18 protein-coding genes are annotated in these 16,205 nt (G+C 42.0%); 8 read left to right on the top strand and 10 right to left on the bottom strand.

Annotation, left to right across the window (positions count from 1 at the left end):
• The first annotated feature begins 2 nt into the window (after positions 1-2).
• From K370_RS05340 to K370_RS05325, 4 genes are all read left to right on the top strand, one after another.
• On the top strand, positions 3-377 hold the full coding sequence (locus tag K370_RS05340; protein ID WP_152603141.1) for a hypothetical protein: 375 nt from the start codon (positions 3-5) through the stop codon (positions 375-377).
• A 48-nt stretch (positions 378-425) separates the two neighbouring features.
• The gene (locus K370_RS05335) at positions 426-1,259 is read left to right on the top strand and encodes a Stp1/IreP family PP2C-type Ser/Thr phosphatase (protein WP_047539597.1); all 834 of its coding nucleotides are present in this window, start codon (positions 426-428) and stop codon (positions 1,257-1,259) included.
• 62 nt (positions 1,260-1,321) lie between these two features.
• Positions 1,322-2,134, top strand: a complete 813-nt coding sequence (locus K370_RS05330; protein ID WP_047539595.1) for an FHA domain-containing protein — start codon at positions 1,322-1,324, stop codon at positions 2,132-2,134.
• A 73-nt stretch (positions 2,135-2,207) separates the two neighbouring features.
• Positions 2,208-3,848 carry an HD domain-containing phosphohydrolase gene (locus K370_RS05325; RefSeq protein ID WP_047539592.1) on the top strand — a complete coding sequence of 547 codons (1,641 nt, stop codon included), beginning with the start codon at positions 2,208-2,210 and terminating at the stop codon, positions 3,846-3,848.
• Between the two features lie 24 nt (positions 3,849-3,872).
• On the opposite strand, the gene K370_RS05320 is transcribed toward K370_RS05325, so the two are convergent.
• The 5 genes from K370_RS05320 to K370_RS05300 all read right to left on the bottom strand — a co-directional run bounded on the left by K370_RS05320 (position 3,873) and on the right by K370_RS05300 (position 8,101).
• Positions 3,873-4,607 carry a UDP-2,3-diacylglucosamine diphosphatase gene (locus K370_RS05320; protein WP_047539589.1) on the bottom strand — a complete coding sequence of 245 codons (735 nt, stop codon included), beginning with the start codon at positions 4,605-4,607 and terminating at the stop codon, positions 3,873-3,875.
• 4 nt (positions 4,608-4,611) lie between these two features.
• On the bottom strand, positions 4,612-5,103 hold the full coding sequence (locus K370_RS05315) for a peptidylprolyl isomerase (protein ID WP_047539588.1): 492 nt from the start codon (positions 5,101-5,103) through the stop codon (positions 4,612-4,614).
• Between the two features lie 68 nt (positions 5,104-5,171).
• The gene (locus K370_RS05310) at positions 5,172-5,756 is read right to left on the bottom strand and encodes a peptidylprolyl isomerase (RefSeq protein ID WP_047541681.1); all 585 of its coding nucleotides are present in this window, start codon (positions 5,754-5,756) and stop codon (positions 5,172-5,174) included.
• 46 nt (positions 5,757-5,802) lie between these two features.
• Positions 5,803-7,056, bottom strand: a complete 1,254-nt coding sequence (locus tag K370_RS05305) for a L,D-transpeptidase family protein (protein ID WP_047541679.1) — start codon at positions 7,054-7,056, stop codon at positions 5,803-5,805.
• 43 nt (positions 7,057-7,099) lie between these two features.
• Positions 7,100-8,101, bottom strand: coding sequence for a tetratricopeptide repeat protein (locus tag K370_RS05300; RefSeq protein WP_047539586.1), 1,002 nt, complete (start codon positions 8,099-8,101; stop codon positions 7,100-7,102).
• Positions 8,102-8,252: 151 nt separating this feature from the next.
• Between K370_RS05300 and cysS the strand changes: the two genes are divergently transcribed.
• From cysS to K370_RS05280, 4 genes are all read left to right on the top strand, one after another.
• Positions 8,253-9,671 (top strand): cysteine--tRNA ligase, encoded by a 1,419-nt coding sequence (cysS, locus tag K370_RS05295; RefSeq protein ID WP_047539583.1) that lies wholly within the window; start codon positions 8,253-8,255, stop codon positions 9,669-9,671.
• Positions 9,672-9,843: 172 nt separating this feature from the next.
• The gene (gene argJ / locus K370_RS05290; RefSeq protein ID WP_047539580.1) at positions 9,844-11,085 is read left to right on the top strand and encodes a bifunctional glutamate N-acetyltransferase/amino-acid acetyltransferase ArgJ; all 1,242 of its coding nucleotides are present in this window, start codon (positions 9,844-9,846) and stop codon (positions 11,083-11,085) included.
• Positions 11,086-11,140: 55 nt separating this feature from the next.
• Complete coding sequence (locus K370_RS05285) at positions 11,141-12,010, top strand: ATP-binding protein (protein WP_047539577.1); 870 nt, start codon at positions 11,141-11,143, stop codon at positions 12,008-12,010.
• Positions 12,007-12,987 (top strand): Nudix family hydrolase, encoded by a 981-nt coding sequence (locus tag K370_RS05280; RefSeq protein ID WP_047539575.1) that lies wholly within the window; start codon positions 12,007-12,009, stop codon positions 12,985-12,987. Before K370_RS05285 ends, K370_RS05280 begins: the two co-directional genes overlap by 4 nt.
• Before the next feature lie 36 nt (positions 12,988-13,023).
• Here the strand turns inward: K370_RS05280 and K370_RS05275 are convergent, their stop codons facing one another.
• The 5 genes from K370_RS05275 to K370_RS05260 all read right to left on the bottom strand — a co-directional run bounded on the left by K370_RS05275 (position 13,024) and on the right by K370_RS05260 (position 16,148).
• The gene (locus tag K370_RS05275) at positions 13,024-13,458 is read right to left on the bottom strand and encodes a copper chaperone PCu(A)C (RefSeq protein ID WP_419177393.1); all 435 of its coding nucleotides are present in this window, start codon (positions 13,456-13,458) and stop codon (positions 13,024-13,026) included.
• A gap of 98 nt (positions 13,459-13,556) precedes the next feature.
• On the bottom strand, positions 13,557-13,745 hold the full coding sequence (locus K370_RS12065; RefSeq protein ID WP_081977165.1) for a DNA gyrase inhibitor YacG: 189 nt from the start codon (positions 13,743-13,745) through the stop codon (positions 13,557-13,559).
• A gap of 61 nt (positions 13,746-13,806) precedes the next feature.
• Positions 13,807-14,565 (bottom strand): cell division protein ZapD, encoded by a 759-nt coding sequence (gene zapD, locus K370_RS05270; protein ID WP_047539573.1) that lies wholly within the window; start codon positions 14,563-14,565, stop codon positions 13,807-13,809.
• Positions 14,566-14,613: 48 nt separating this feature from the next.
• Positions 14,614-15,231 (bottom strand): dephospho-CoA kinase, encoded by a 618-nt coding sequence (gene coaE, locus K370_RS05265; RefSeq protein WP_047539571.1) that lies wholly within the window; start codon positions 15,229-15,231, stop codon positions 14,614-14,616.
• 14 nt (positions 15,232-15,245) lie between these two features.
• The gene (locus K370_RS05260) at positions 15,246-16,148 is read right to left on the bottom strand and encodes a prepilin peptidase (RefSeq protein ID WP_047539569.1); all 903 of its coding nucleotides are present in this window, start codon (positions 16,146-16,148) and stop codon (positions 15,246-15,248) included.
• Positions 16,149-16,205: the final 57 nt, after the last annotated feature.

Here is a 16,205-nt window from a genome sequence, read left to right as displayed (position 1 = left end):
AAGTGTCCAACAGACGACTACAGTGTAGTGGTTGGTTTGTACCTAGTTTCGGATTGGATTTTGAGCGTAAACGTCGATTTAACAAAGCCGAAGTGTTATTTGATTACATGTCTAATTTTGACCTAAAATATAAAGATTTAGCACAACGTATTACATATTCTAAGCGAATGTCTGAAACCGTGATTTTTGGTGGATACACTGGATGTATTAATGAATGTGCATTAGTACTGGATAATCAAAATATCGAAAAGCTTAAGTTGGGGCGTTATCAGATTGAAAAAGAGTTGGGAAAAGGTGCGATGGGTGTGGTGTATTTGGGACACGACCCTGAAATCAGTCGAGTAGCTGCGATTGAGGCAATGGTGCTATCAAAGTAGTGGTGAGATGTCAATGCGTAAAAAAGTGTGTGGTCAAGGTTGCAAGGTATGAATGTAGAGCATGCCATTAAAGTAACACGACTGACCGATGTTGGGTTACATCGCGATCACAACGAAGATGCGGTTGCCAGTGATTTATCTATCGGTTTATTAGTATTGGCAGATGGTATGGGCGGCTATAAAGCGGGTGAAGTGGCTAGTGAAATCGCTGTGTTAACGCTCACCGCAGAATTGACAGAAGCCATGTTGCATAAAGCCTCAATCAGATTTATGCCTGGCTTGTTGCCAGAATCACAAATGCTGATAAGTGCGATTGATAAAGCCAATGCAACTATTTATCAGATATCTCAAGAGCAGCCACAGTGTGCGGGTATGGGCACCACATTGGTGGTGGGAGTTTTTACCGATAATAAGCTGGTGGTAGGCCACATTGGTGATTCTCGATTGTATTGCTTACGTGATGAAACGTTAATTCAAGTCACTGAAGACCATTCATTGCTACAAGAACAGCTTAATGCCGGATTAATCACAGTTGAGCAAGCGAAAACGGCGAGCCACAAAAACCTGGTGACGCGCGCGTTGGGCATAGACCCGGAAGTTGAGCTGGAAGTACAGGTGTTTGACGTGGAAGTGGGCGATTTGTTTTTACTCTGTTCGGATGGTTTAAACGATATGGTTGAAGACGAATTGATAAAAAGAATATTGCTGGAAGCAAATGGTAATATTGAGCTTGCCGCTAACAAGTTAGTGCAAGCTGCTAATGACTTGGGTGGGAAAGATAATATCTCGGTCATCATCGCACTGATAGAAAAATCTTTTCCTGCTGAAGGTGGTTGGGTAAAAAGTCTATTGGGACGAGTGAAAAACAAAAAAACCAAGTGAGTTTGATGGAATTTATTACATTAATTAAAGCAAAAGCTAGTTAGTTAAAATTAAGGGTCATTATGGCAAAGTTACATTTTTTGTTAGAAGGTAATTCGCTGGGCGAGTTTGCACTGGATAAAGAGCGCATGACGATCGGCCGCCGCCCCAGCAATCAAATTCACATTGATAATCTGACCGTGAGTGGCGAGCATGCGGTTATTGTAACCATTGGTAACGACTCTTTTTTAGAGGATTTAAATAGCACCAATGGCACGATGGTGAATGGTGAAACTATTAAAAAGCACGTGTTACAGCATGGCGATGTGATTGAATTTGGAAAGTATCAGCTTAAGTATATTAACCCAAGTCAAATTGGTATCAAGCATCATGATGGGTTTGAACAAACCATGATGATGCCAGTTAAACAAGCGAAGCCTGCGAATGAAGTTGCTATTAAGAAACAAGAGGTTGAAGAAACATTAAATGACAAAGAATTGGTGAGTGGTTTAATAGAAAAAGACTTGGTTGAAAAGAGCTTGACTGAAAAAGTCGACTCAACTCAAGTAGAGCCTAATGACGTTGCTGATCAGCCGGCGATAAAACTTGATTCACCAGCTGTTACAAATATTGAAAATATAGGCCGTCTACAAGTGTTAAATGGCGCCAGTGTAGGTCGCGAATTGGTATTAAATAAAAGCATGACCACATTGGGCAAGCCTGGCTCGCAAGTAGCGGTTATAAACAGGCGGCCCAATGGTTATTTTATTACGCATGTAGGTGGTAATAGCATGCCGATTGTGAATGGACAGGCAATAGGTGTGCAAGCGCATGCTTTAAATGATCGCGACGTAGTTGAGCTTGCGGGAACGAAAATGGAGTTTTTTCTAGAGTAGTTTTTATTGGGTTAGCGCATATTTCTTTATATTAATAACTGATGATTTAATTTTACTAATCAATCAAACAATAATGCAATCACCAGACCCTCTTGATCAGCAGGACGTACTTAATCAGCTTGAGCGGCTTAATTCTATTGGCGTTGCGCTTTCTGCAGAGCATGATAACCAGCGATTGCTAGAGATTATTTTGTTGGGCGCGCAAGAGCTGACCAATGCGGATGGCGGTACTTTGTATACCGTAACCGATGATGCCAAATTGAAGTTCGAGATTCTTCGTAATAAAAGTTTAGACATAGCGATGGGCGGCACCACAGGCCAAGATATTGCTTTTCCACCGCTGCCAATTTATAGCGAAGACGGTAAACCCAATTTAAATATGGTTGCGGTATATAGCGTTGCCAATGCTAAAACCGTGAATATCCCAGACGCCTATTTGACTGAGGGCTTTGATTTTTCAGGCACGGCTAGGTTTGATGCAAAAATGGGTTATCGCTCACAGTCATTTTTAACCGTGCCAATGAAAAATCATGAAAATGAAATTATTGGTGTGCTGCAATTAATCAATGCGACTGATCCAGTCACCAATCAAATTATTGCATTTTCAGGCTCACACCAACGTTTAGTCGAATCGCTTGCTTCTCAAGCTGCCGTTGCATTAACCAACCAAAATCTAATTGCAGGACTTAAAAATTTATTTGAGTCTTTTATTAAATTGATTGCAGATGCCATTGATGAAAAATCCCCTTATACAGGCGGGCATTGCCAGCGGGTACCTGAGCTGACCATTATGCTGGCAGAGGCTGCCGTTAAAACAGATCGTGGGCCGTTGCGCGATTTTACGATGACTGAGAAAGAAATTTATGAGCTCAATATCGCTGCATGGCTGCATGATTGCGGAAAAGTCACCACACCAGAATCGGTGATGGATAAAGCGACCAAATTAGAAACGATTTTTGACCGTATTCATTTGATTGATCAGCGCTTTGAATTGTTAAAAGCACAACGCGAGATAGCCCATCTGCGTAAAGTAATGGACGAGGTGCGAAGCGGTAAAACGGTAAATGCTAAATATATGGAGCACAGCGTTAATAGCATCAAAAAACAGCTGGATGATGATAAGGACTTTATTCGTAAAATCAATTTTGGCAGTGAGTTCATGAAGCCGGAAGATCAGCAGCGCGTACGCGATATTGCCAATTATGAATATTTAAGTGATTCAGGGCATTCGCTTAAATTTTTAAGTGAAAATGAAGTGTATAACCTGACGGTTGTGCGTGGCACGTTAACACCTGAAGAGCGCAAAATTATTAATAATCATATTGTGATGACCATTAATATGCTGGAAGCTTTGCCTTACCCCAAAGATTTAAAGCGTGTGCCGGAGTATGCGGGTGGGCATCATGAGCGAATGGATGGCAAGGGCTACCCGAAAGGATTAACGCGCGATCAGATGTCAATACCGGCACGCATCATGGGCATTGCCGATATCTTTGAAGCGCTTACTGCGAAAGACAGGCCTTACAAACGTGCCAAATCACTTTCGGAAACATTAAACATTCTAGGCAAAATGAAATTAGATAATCACATTGACCCGGATATTTTTGATTTATTTATTCGCGAGAAAATCTACTTACGCTATGCCGAAAAGTTTTTAGAGGCAGAACAGATTGATGAGGTGGTTGAGGCGAATATTCCAGGCTATGTAATTTAAACGCTATCAGTCAAATTAAATTTACTATAATTGCTGCGATTGGCAGCCATCTGCATCTAACCTCAAATAACTGCCTTGCTCATACCAATCACCTAATACCCAGCGCTCACATTGATGGCCATCCAACTCAATAAAATGTTGATACGGCCTGTGCGTGTGTCCATGAATAAATAAAGGCGGGTAAGCATTTTCGCGTAGCAGTGTTGCGACAGCATCGGTATTTACATCCATAATCAGCATGCTTTTATGCGATTTTTCCTGTGTGCTTTTGATGCGTAATTGTTCAATGTAAGCAATACGATTATTAAGTGCTTGGCTCAAAAACTGGTTTTGCCAAGCAGGTGACCGTACTTCGTGTCGAAATTGCTGGTAGGCGATATCATCCGTACAAAGCGCATCGCCATGGCTTAACAAAACTGGTTTTCCGTAAAGATGCAGCAAGCTTGGATCTGGCAATAGGGTGATATTAGCGGCTTTTGCAAAACTATCGCCCAATAAGAAATCACGATTGCCGTGGATGAGAAAAGTGCTGACGCCTTGCTGACTAAGATTCCTCAGCGCCTGTATGGTGGATTGATGCAGGCCAATATCAATCGCATCATCTCCTGGCCAATACTCAAATAAATCCCCCAATATATAAAGTGCTTGGGCTTTTATTGCCGTTTTCTGTAAAAAAGCAATAAAAGCTTGGGTGATATTTGGCCGCGAATCACACAGGTGCAAATCAGAAATAAATAGACTGTGCGCCCGTTGATTCATTCAATTAACAGACTGTCGCTTTTTCGATAATAACTGGCTCAACAGGCACGTCTTGGTGGCCAGCTTTACTACCTGTTTTAACCGCTTTGATTTTATCAACCACATCCATGCCTTCAATCACTTTGCCAAATACACAGTAGCCCCAGCCGCTTGAGGTTGGCGCGGTATGATTTAAAAAGTCATTATTGCCAACGTTAATAAAAAACTGACTGCTGGCAGAATCTGGAATGGAAGTACGCGCCATCGCAATGGTGTATTTATCATTACTTAAGCCGTTATTCGCCTCATTTTTAATTTCAGCGACAGTCTTTTTTTGTTTCATTGTAGTATCGAAACCACCACCCTGAATCATAAAGCCATCAATCACACGATGAAAAATAACATCATTGTAAAAACCACTTTCTACATATTGTAAAAAGTTTGCAACTGTAATCGGCGCTTTTTCAGCATTAAGTTCAAGTGTAATATCGCCAAAATTGGTAGAAAGTTTAACCACGGGTAGATCCTTTAAAAATAAATAATATTGAATAGATTGAGGCAGGTCAGTGTATTAAATAGGCCAGCCTATTTTGCTTCTGGTTTCGTTTCAGGCTTTACATCTGTTTTAGCTTCGCCCGAAACCAGTTTTGCACTTTTAATCGTGATGGGTTTAATCGGCACATCCGAGTGTCTGCCCATATTGCCAGTTGCACTTAAACCTATTTTTTGTACAACGTCCAAGCCGCTGGTGACTTTGCCAAATACGCAGTAGCCAATAGATTCCGCATCTGGGCCAGTGTAATTTAAAAATTGGTTATCACCCAAATTAACAAAAAATTGTGCGGTAGCAGAGTCAGGGTCGGCAGTGCGCGCCATTGCGAGTGTGCCGAGTTGGTTTAAAAGGCCGTTGTTTGACTCATTCACAATCGGCGCACGCGTATTTTTTTCTGTTAAATCACGTTCAAAACCACCGCCTTGAATCATGAAGCGATTAATCACGCGATGAAAAATTGTGTTGTCATAAAAACCATCTTTCACATATTGCACAAAATTCGCCACTGTTTTAGGTGCTTTTTCTGGGTACAGTTCTACCGTAAAATTGCCTTGGCTGGTTTGAAATTCAACTAGTGTTGTCGCTGCTTGTAAATTGCCAGATAGCGCTGCAAACATGCACATTGCGCTAAAAAAATTGATGATTGATTTTGATTTCATTACGTTAAACTGCACCTTCATAAATAATTTTCCATTGATTGTTTTGATTGATCCAATATTGACGTTTAAGCATTTTGTTTTGCAGGGAAGCGCTTTTGAAATCCTGTTCAAAGTTAACCACTACAATATTTTCTTTCATGCTTGGATAGCTAAACATACTCACATTATCAATATGAATCGATACTTTCGGTTTGGCTGATTGTACAACACGTTTGTAATCGGCCCATTTTTGATAGTTGCCGCCATTGTAAAAAAACTGCTCAGAATAATAGCTTAAGTATTTATCTGCATCCTGCGAGATCCAGTCTTTACGCCAGTTTTCAATGGTTTCAGCCAGTGCTTTTTGTTCTGCAGTTTGAAAACCAGTTTTTTCCTGGTTTAGCCATTCGATGTTGTCAGAAATAATAACGGGTACTTTGCCAGTTTGTAAAATAGGCGCAAGCGCTTTTAAGTCAGGATTACTCAACACCACGCAACCATCGCTTGCGCGTGGTGGACGGCTGTAGGTGTCAGTTGGCGTGCCATGCAACCAGATGCCATAGCCATTTTTACTTTGGTGCTGATCCAGCTCATTGGGATAGTTAAGTGGATACGCACCATCTCCATACATATCGGCTAAGGGCTGAGTTAATTTTTTGCCTGCAAAATAAACCCCCAGCGGTGTACGTTTGTCGCCTTGTACTTGCTTGCCAGCACCATTTTTACCAATGGTGACGTAGTAGTCGGCTACATATTGCAGCTTGTTATCTGCATTTTTGTATACATATAAACGTGATTTTACCGTGTCCACTACAATGACATGCGTTTGTTCGGGGCTTAATTTAACCAGTAAATTAGGTAATAGATGGTTTTTCTTATCCGACAAATAATAGTCGATTCGAGTACGCGCTTCTTGTCGTAAGCCCTCAATTTGATCGCTATTGGTTTTGGAAGCCAGAGCTAAGTTTGCATTGCCTAAGGTTTCAAGCCCACGCCCTTGTGCACTGAGTAAATCGCCGCGTATTAAGTAAGCCAATTTAAAATTAGGCGCAGTACGAATCAGCTCATTAACGGTTGCAAAAGCCTGCTTTGTATTGCCTTGCGTAATTTCTAAAAGGCTTTTAACTAACAAGCTTTCAACTAAGGTTTGACCGAATTTCTGCGTGAGCAGCATATCAGCGATGCCACCTTGGTTAACAGCTGTCGCGTTCCACGGCAGTATTGCACAACATAAAATAGTGAGTGTTCTTAAAAGTTTCAATTTTAAATTAATGACCATTTCAATATTAATGCTGCCGTGGCTTAAGTTTATATTCCACAACTTAATTAGATGCTATTTCTTGTTCAATTAACCAGATGCCATTTGCTTTTGTAAGCAGCAAAGTCTTGTCGGTACGAATCGGTTTGCCGTTGGCTTTATAGGTCTGTTTAAAGCTTGCTTTTGCATTATTGTTATCAACAATCGTTACTTTTTGATTAGCTAACTCAACATTAATGCTACTCGGTGCGCTAATGCGATCACGGCGCGTTTTCTCCCAAGCTTTGCGCGCTTCACCTTTTGGCGTTTTAAAACTATCCGCATAACTGGCCAAATATTTATCTACGTCTTGGCTAGACCACGCTTTTGCCCAATTGTTTACGGATTCTAAAACATTTTTTTCGTCGGCAGGGATTGCTATTTCGACAGATTTATCTATTTCAACTGTTTTAGCAGGCTCCACTTTTTTGTCTGCAGGGCGGATTGGCAGCGTGCCGGATTTAGTTGGTTTGGCGGTTTCAGCAGGTTTTGCCGCAACTTTGTTACCTGTGCCAAACAAGTCTTTAATCATCGATAGTTTGCTTTGTGCGCGTGAATTTCCGTTATCCAGTTGCAAGGCTTTGTCGTATGCTTCAGATGCCATGCGCGCATAAATATCGCCTAAGTTCTCATGTGCTGTGGCATAACTTGGATGCGTTTTTATGGCAGTTTCCAGTGCTTTTTTGGCTTTATCAAATTGACCGGCATCTGCATATAGAACCGCTAGGTTATTGTAAGGCTCTGGCAGGTTTGGATATTTTTCAGTTAAGTCGATAAAGGCTTTGATCGCGTCATCGCGTTTGTCGCTTTCTACTAAAATGATGCCTTTCATAAACAAAGCCTGCGCGTCTTTAGGGTTTGCTGCTAAGTAGGCATTCACACGTTCAAGCGCTATGGTTTGTTTGCCTTGTTCAGACAATTGAGAGATATCTTTAAGTTCATCCGCAAACGCATAAGTGCTTACAAAGCTCAACATAAGTAAAAATTGAATGAGCAATTTAGATAGCGAGCGGCTGCGATTATTCATTGTGATATACTCAATTTATTATTAAAAGCGCCATTCTATCAATAGCCTAGCTAACATCCAATAGCCATTTACCCTACAGGCGCGATAAGTTGGTTTTTAATGCAAATTTGTATTGATTTAATTTCAAAACGCTCATTCTTAACTTTTATTCATGCTAAAAATCTACAACACCCTCAGTCGCGATAAGCAAACATTTACACCAATAGAACCAAACAAAGTGCGCATGTATGTATGCGGCATGACAGTTTACGATTTTTGCCATTTGGGTCATGCCCGTGTGATGGTGGTTTTTGATATGGTGACACGCTGGTTTCGTGCCACCGATTATGAGGTGACTTATGTGCGTAATATCACCGATATTGACGATAAAATCATCAAACGTGCAAATGAGAACAGCGAAACGATAGGTGATTTAACACAGCGATTTATTACTGCGATGGATGAAGACTCTGCCAAATTAGGCATTATTCGCCCGAGTATTGAGCCACGCGCCACTGCGCATATAGATGGCATGATTAACATGATTGCGGCATTGATTGAAAAAGGCCATGCTTACCCTGCTGCCAATGGTGACGTATTTTACAGCGTCCGTAGCTTTAACGATTACGGCAAATTATCAGGTAAAAGTTTAGAGGACTTACGCGCGGGTGAACGTGTAGAAGTAGATACGTTTAAAAAAGACCCGATGGATTTTGTGTTGTGGAAATCGGTTAAACCAAACGAACCAAACTGGGATTCTCCGTGGGGGAAAGGGCGTCCAGGCTGGCATATTGAATGCTCTGTCATGAGTGCGGAGCATTTAGGTGCGCATTTTGATATTCATGGCGGTGGGCAGGACTTACAGTTTCCTCATCATGAAAATGAGATTGCACAAAGTGAAGCTACACATAGCTGCCAGATGGCAAGTTACTGGATGCACAATGGCTTTGTACGTGTTGATGATGAGAAGATGTCTAAATCGCTGGGCAATTTTTTCACCATTCGCGAAGTGCTGAAAAAATACGATGCCGAAGTGGTGCGCTTTTTCATTCTGCGCGCGCACTATCGCAGTCCACTGAATTATTCTGATCAGCATTTGGATGATGCAAAGTTAGCGCTTACTCGCTTATATACCGCCTTGCGTGGCTATGATGTAGCTGAGTCAGCCGTTGACTGGGCACATCCACAGGCGGCTCGTTTTAAAGTTGCGATGGACGATGATTTCAATACATCAGAAGCGATGGCGGTGTTGTTTGATTTGGCGAATGAAGTGAATAAAAGCAAATCGCTAGAAACTGCTAGTTTGCTTAAAAACTTAGGTAAAGTTCTTGGTTTGCTGGAACGTAATCCGAACGAATTTTTGCAAGGGAAAGTATTGGATGCATCTGCTGAGGAGTTTGTTGATGCAGCGGATTCTAATGACGCAAGTATTGTATTTTCAGCGCTTTCAATTGAGGCAAGAATTTTGAGTAGGATTGAAGCCAAAAAATCCAAAAACTTTGCAGAAGCAGACCGCATCCGTAAAGAGCTTGCCGATGCAGGCATTATCTTAGAAGACACGCCACAAGGAACCACTTGGCGCAGAGCTTAAGATGAAAAGAACTAAAAGTTAACCCATTTTAGGTGTTAACTTTTATGTGCAGTCAATCATCACATGGTTGCGGGTCGTGCCAAAAAAACGATACCTGTTAGGGCAGCATTGCTTAAATTCTTCGCTTTAATTGCGTTAAAATAGGGGCAATCAATTTCATTGGAACAAACCTATGCCAGTTAAGTTAACCGCCCCGGATGCTTTATCTTTATTGCCTGTTAATGGTGTGAATTTAGGTTTTGCACAGGCGCATGTGCGCAAACCTAATCGTAAAGATCTGTTAGTGATGACTTTGGCGGAAGGTAGCCATGTGGCGGGTGTGTTTACACAAAATAGCTTTTGCGCGGCACCGGTGATTTTGTGTAAAGATTACCTTGCCCGGCAATCACAAATTCGTGCTTTACTGGTGAATACCGGTTGTGCTAATGCCGGTACGGGCGAAGATGGTTTAAATCGCGCTAAGCTCACTTGTGCAGCATTGGCTGAGTTATTACATATTCAATCCAATCAAGTATTACCATTTTCCACTGGCGTGATTTTAGAGCCTTTGCCCGTGGAAAAGGTGATTGCAGGTATGCCGGCTGCGATTGAAAATTTGCAGAAGGATAACTGGTTAAATGCTGCGGAAGCGATTATGACAACCGATATTGTGGCCAAAGGCACATCGCGTCAAATTCAGCTGAGTGGTAAAACCGTTACGATTACCGGCATCAGCAAAGGTAGCGGCATGATTCACCCGAACATGGCGACCATGTTGGGTTATATTGCGACGGATGCTGTTGTGAGCAAGGTTGCGCTTGAAGCGATTATTCAATATGCGGTAAATAAGTCGTTTAATTGCATCACGGTGGATGGCGATACATCAACTAATGATAGCCTGATTATGGTGGCGACCAATTTAGCAGGCAACACAGAAATTACTGAAGCGGATATTACAAAAGCCAGCAGAGATTTTATTATCTTGCGTGATGCATTAACTGATGTGGCGATTGAGCTTGCACAAGCCATTGTGCGTGATGGTGAAGGTGCCACCAAATTTATGACAATCACGGTTGAGGGCGGTAAAGATACAGCAGAATGTCGCAAAGTAGCCTATGCAATTGCACATTCACCTTTGATTAAAACTGCATTTTTCGCATCCGATCCTAACTTGGGACGCATTCTGGCAGCCATTGGTTATGCGGGTGTAGAGAATCTGGACGTCGACAATCTAGACCTCTATTTGGGCGATGTATTAGTCGCAGAAAAAGGCGGGAGAGCCGTTTCATACAAAGAAGAACAAGGTGCAGCGATTATGGCAGAGTCTGATATTTTGGTCCGCGTGGTATTAAATCGCGGTAATGAGGATGTCACGATCTGGACCTGCGATTTTAGCTACGACTACGTGAAGATTAATGCGGATTATCGCTCATAAGAATCTAGCGAAAGTTCCTTGCTACCCAAACACTCACTGAATTGTTAATCTCATTATGCAAAATCTAAATGATCTAATCACTCGTGCCGAAGGCTTAATTGATAAGTTGGAGTCCTTATTGCCTAGCGCACAACCAACCGTAGATTGGTCAGCTACGGCATGGCGCTGGGTGGTGGCGAATAATAAAGGATACTTACAAGCGGTCGCGCATCCGCATCAAATTCAGCTGGCGAATATACATTTTGTGGATACACAAAAGGCAGAGATTGTGCGTAATACACGCCAGTTCTTAGCTGGTTTTTCGGCCAATAATGTGCTGTTAACAGGCGCGCGCGGCACGGGTAAATCTTCTTTGATTAAGGCTTTGTTAACGGAATTTTCTGCACAAGGTTTACGCTTAATAGAGATTGAAAAACAGGATTTAATTCACTTGGCAGATATCGTTCAGCAGATTCGTGAACGACCCGAAAAGTTTATTATTTTTTGTGATGATCTGACATTTGAAGCCAGTGACGAAGGCTATAAAGCTTTAAAAGTAGTGCTGGATGGTTCAATTGCACATAATTCAGATAATGTGCTGGTTTATGCAACATCCAATCGCAAGCATTTAATGCCTGAATTTATGGTGGATAATTTGGCAACCAGGCATCTCGATGGAGAAATTAGACCTAGCGACACAATTGAAGAAAAAACAGCATTATCTGAACGCTTTGGCTTATGGTTATCTTTTTATGCGTTTGATCAGGACGAATATTTGTCGATAGCACAAAATTGGCTGCAAACTTTCGGATTACCTTTTGACGAAGCTGCGAGCAAAGCAGCACTTGATTTTTCATTGACGCGCGGTGCACGCAGTGGACGTATCGCTTACCAGTTTGCGCGGGATTATTCAGGAAAAATGGGTCTTGCGGGTAAGTTGAAGTGAGCAAGGATGTAAAGATCGTTAATGTTGCCGTTGGGATCGTGCAGCGAAATACTTCACTTTTTTCTAGCGGTGAGTTTTTAATGGCAAGTCGCCCTAATGGCAAAGGCTGGGCTGGCTGGTGGGAATTTCCAGGTGGAAAAGTTGAAGCAGGGGAGTCGCCAGAGCAAGCCTTAAGCCGCGAGTTGCAAGAGGAATTGGGAATAAAACCAACAGAAATACAAGCTTGGTTGACGCGCCATTTTGATTACCCAGCCACGCATGATGCGGTTGCCAAAACCGTGAAATTACATTTTTATTTTGTGACCAAATGGCAAGGCGACTTAATGCCGCGCGAAGGTCAGCAACTAAGCTGGCAGTCGCCCTCTCATGCGCCAGTTTCACCCGTTTTGCCAGCTAATGCACCGATTATGCATGCCTTGGCTTTGCCGCCCATTTATGCCGTTACCAATGTGGCGGAGATGGGAGAAGCGGCTTTTTTAAGTGCGCTTGAACTGCAATTAAAACAAGGTTTAAGCCTAATTCAGGTGCGTGAAAAGCAACTTGAACAGGCTCATTTGGTCAGCTTTGTGGTTAAGGTTCAACATCTCGCTAAACAATATTCTGCAAAAGTGCTGTTAAATGCAGATATCGAATTGGCGCAGAAACTAGGTGTAGATGGCGTGCACTTAAGCAGTGAGAAGCTGATGAGTTGCCAGAAAAAGCCCAGCAAGTTAATGGTTGCTGCCTCTTGTCACAATGTGACAGAGCTGGCACATGCAGAAAAACTAGGATTGGATTTTGTGGTGTTATCACCAGTTAGTGAGACAAAAAGCCATGAAAATGCAATGCCTTTGGGCTGGCAATTATTTGAACAATGGATTCAAAATGGCAATGTGCCCGTTTATGCGTTGGGCGGGATGCAGGAACCCGATTTGCCTTTAGCTCTACAGGCTGGCGCGCGTGGTATTGCCATGCAGCGTGCAGTATGGGAAATCTAGAATTAAAACCAGCTGATTAATGTTATTAAAAAGACGTTAATTCGCCTCTTGAATTGGCAAAACGACGTCTTGATGTGTGATTTTTCCCGTCTTATCTTTAAAGCTTAAAGTAAACGTCGCTTGCTCTCCTGCTTTAAGCGGTTTCTTTAAGTCAAATAACATCAAATGAAATCCACCTGGAGCCAGTTTTTCCGGCTTCCCCGCTTGCAGTGGTAAAGTTTCTAGCGCACGCATTTTCATCACACCATTTGTTACGCTCATGCTGTGAATTTCAACCGAGCCAGCAGCTGGGCTTTCCACGTGAAATAAATTGCTGTCTTGCGGGCTTTTAAGTGTCATGTAGGCCGCGCCAACACTTTGTCCAGGTGCATTCGCCCGAACCCAGGCATCACTGATAACAACCTCGGCTTGAGCATTGCCTATTGCCAAGAAAAATATACAAGCTATTGTTCTGAATAGATTTTTCATCATGATATATTTTATGTAAATTTAAATGTTGCGAAATTGCAAGCCAAAGAACTATGACAAGTGTTTAAGGTGATAAATTCAAATGAAAAGTAATGACATGCTCAGTTGAGTTCATCTTCAGGGCTCGGGGGCGAGTTGTCAGGGATTTTATAATTTTCATTCGCCCAATCACCTAAATCAATCATCTGGCATCGCTCGGAGCAGAAAGGACGGAATTTGTTGTTAAGGCTATATTCGATGAGTTTTTTGCAATGTGGGCAGGCAACTAAACGGGGTTTTACATCAGACATTTCGAGCTAACTTTTAAAATTGATATCAAAATCGATATTGAAGCTAGAGATTATATCAAACCTAAAGATTACATAGGGTCATCGTAAAATCAATGGCGTGGTCGCATTGTCTGGGTTTTTGAACAAAGTCTAAACCGTTAAAACGTACGTTAATGGCGTATTTGTTGGCGCTCACTTCAGGAAAGCAAGGGCAATCATCATCCATTTGAATAATCAGCATTTGTGCGGGCTTGGCACCGCCCAGCATTTGCTGGAAAAAGCCACGGTCTGCATGATGCTTAGAAGCAGCGCCACTGCCGCGCAATATATGCAGTATGGTTTTAATAGCATCGTACATGGGCATTAATTTGGTCAGCCAGCCATCAAAATCTTGTTTGCGACGCGTGCTTTCGAGATTCAACCAGTGATGATAGGACGGTAAATCAAATTGACATACGCCGCCAGGGATATTCACGCGCTGCTTAATGCTCATCAGCCACTCATTTTCGCGTAAGTGTTGGCCTAGTTTTAGACTGTCGCTACGTAAGGTAGTGGAGCAGGCGCCAATCTGTTTGAGTATTTTATCTAACACGGCTTCAGCAATGACCGGATTGCCGCGCAGATTTTGCATGGCCAGTCTTTGGCGATCTAATTCCTGCACTAAATCCATTTTAAGATCAGCGCGATCGATGATGTCTAACATTTGCAACAGGGAAATGAGCGCGCTATGGTGGTTGTGCTGATGGCCAGCATCAACGTTGAGCAGGACTTTTGAGAAGAGGTCTTCTAATCTCAAAAGTGTGCGTATACGTTCATTAAAAGGAAATTCGTAGCTAGACATCGTAGCGTATAAAAAGTCTGCTTACTTATAATATTAAATTGAGGTGAATTATGAGATTGTTTTGCTAAGTATGCAAGTATTAATGTATTTTTTATGAATCAGGATTATTTTTTCGCGTAACTCATCCACATTTCCGTTATTTTCAATCACATCATCTGCTAACTCAAGTCGTTGTTTTCGAGATGTTTGCGTTTTGATAATTTGCATGATTTGTGATTCAGGCAAGCTGCTGCGTTTTTTGACCCGTTCAACCTGTATTTGTTCATCACAATCGATGACTAAAATACGGCTAATATGGGGTGAATAACGTGGGCTTTCAAATAAAAGTGGTATCACTAAAATTTGATACGGTGCATGTATATTTTGCTGTAGTTGCTTGATGGCTTCATCATAGATAGCTGGGTGCAAAATGGCATTCAGTTTTGCTAACGCATTTTGGTCAGAAAAGACCAAGTCACGCATGGCTGTACGGTTCAGTGTGCCATCTGATGTAATGTATTGATTACCAAAGTTAGCCGCTAAAACAGGAATTAATGGCTGGTTTGCCGAAGTTAATTGGTGTGAAATAGCATCTACATCAGTAATTGGTATACCGAGTTCTGCAAATATTTTTGCAGCTTCTGATTTACCGCTACCAATTCCACCCGTTAAAGCAACAACAAACATTGTTTAACCAATATTCAATGCGGCAGATAAAAGCTGGCTAATTGTTGCCCAAAAAATAGTGCCGCAATGCCGCCAAGCGCTAAATATGGGCCAAAAGGTATCGCGTAATCTTTGTTTTTACCTTTGAACAACATAAAGTAAATGCCAATTAAAGAGCCGGCAACTGAGCTTAATAAAATCACCGCAGGTAACATTTGCCAGCCAAACCAAGCACCAATTGCGGCCAGTAATTTAAAATCGCCATATCCCATGCCTTCTTTGCCTCTTATCAGCTTAAATAGCCAAAAAACAATCCATAAAATCATATAACCAGCCATGGCGCCGATGACGGCTGATTGTAAATCTGTAAATCCAGTATTTAAATTAAATAAAAGCCCTAGCCATAGCAATGGTAAAACGATGTCGTCTGGCAGTAAAAAAGTGTCTAAGTCGATAAATGTTAAAGCGATGAGCGCAAAGATAAAAACAAATATAAAAGGCGTTGTCTCGCCATAGCCGTAAACATAAGCAGCTGCACCAATTAGCGTGCCAGTTAATGCCTCTATTAACGGGTAGCGCATACTGATTTTAGTTTTACATCCTTTACATTTTCCGCCCAATATTAAATAGCTGATGATAGGGATATTTTCCATTGCGCTAATTTTGTGCCCACATTTGGGGCAGGCAGAACGCGGGGTGACGATGTTATATTTTGGCGGTTGAGGTAATGCATTTAATTCAGCTTCGCTTAAATCGGCTGCTAAGGCTTGTCGTTGTTGAAAGTACGCTTCTTCCGTATTCTCCATCATGATAGGCAGTCGATGAATCACTACGTTTAAAAAGCTGCCAACCATTAGGCCGAATATGACCGAAAAGGTCACAAAAACAGTCGGTTCGGCATGGAGTAAATCAGACAATGGCGTTAAAAAATCAAACATACTTACCCCAGGGGCCCTTAAAAGTTGATGTAAACTAGTGCAATCATCGCATCGTTA

The sequence above is a fragment of the Methylotenera versatilis 7 genome, from assembly GCF_000799165.1.
Classification (GTDB): domain Bacteria; phylum Pseudomonadota; class Gammaproteobacteria; order Burkholderiales; family Methylophilaceae; genus Methylotenera_A; species Methylotenera_A versatilis_A.
The sequence above is the reverse complement of the archived record's forward strand: the minus strand, read 5'-3'. Positions and strand labels throughout refer to the sequence as shown.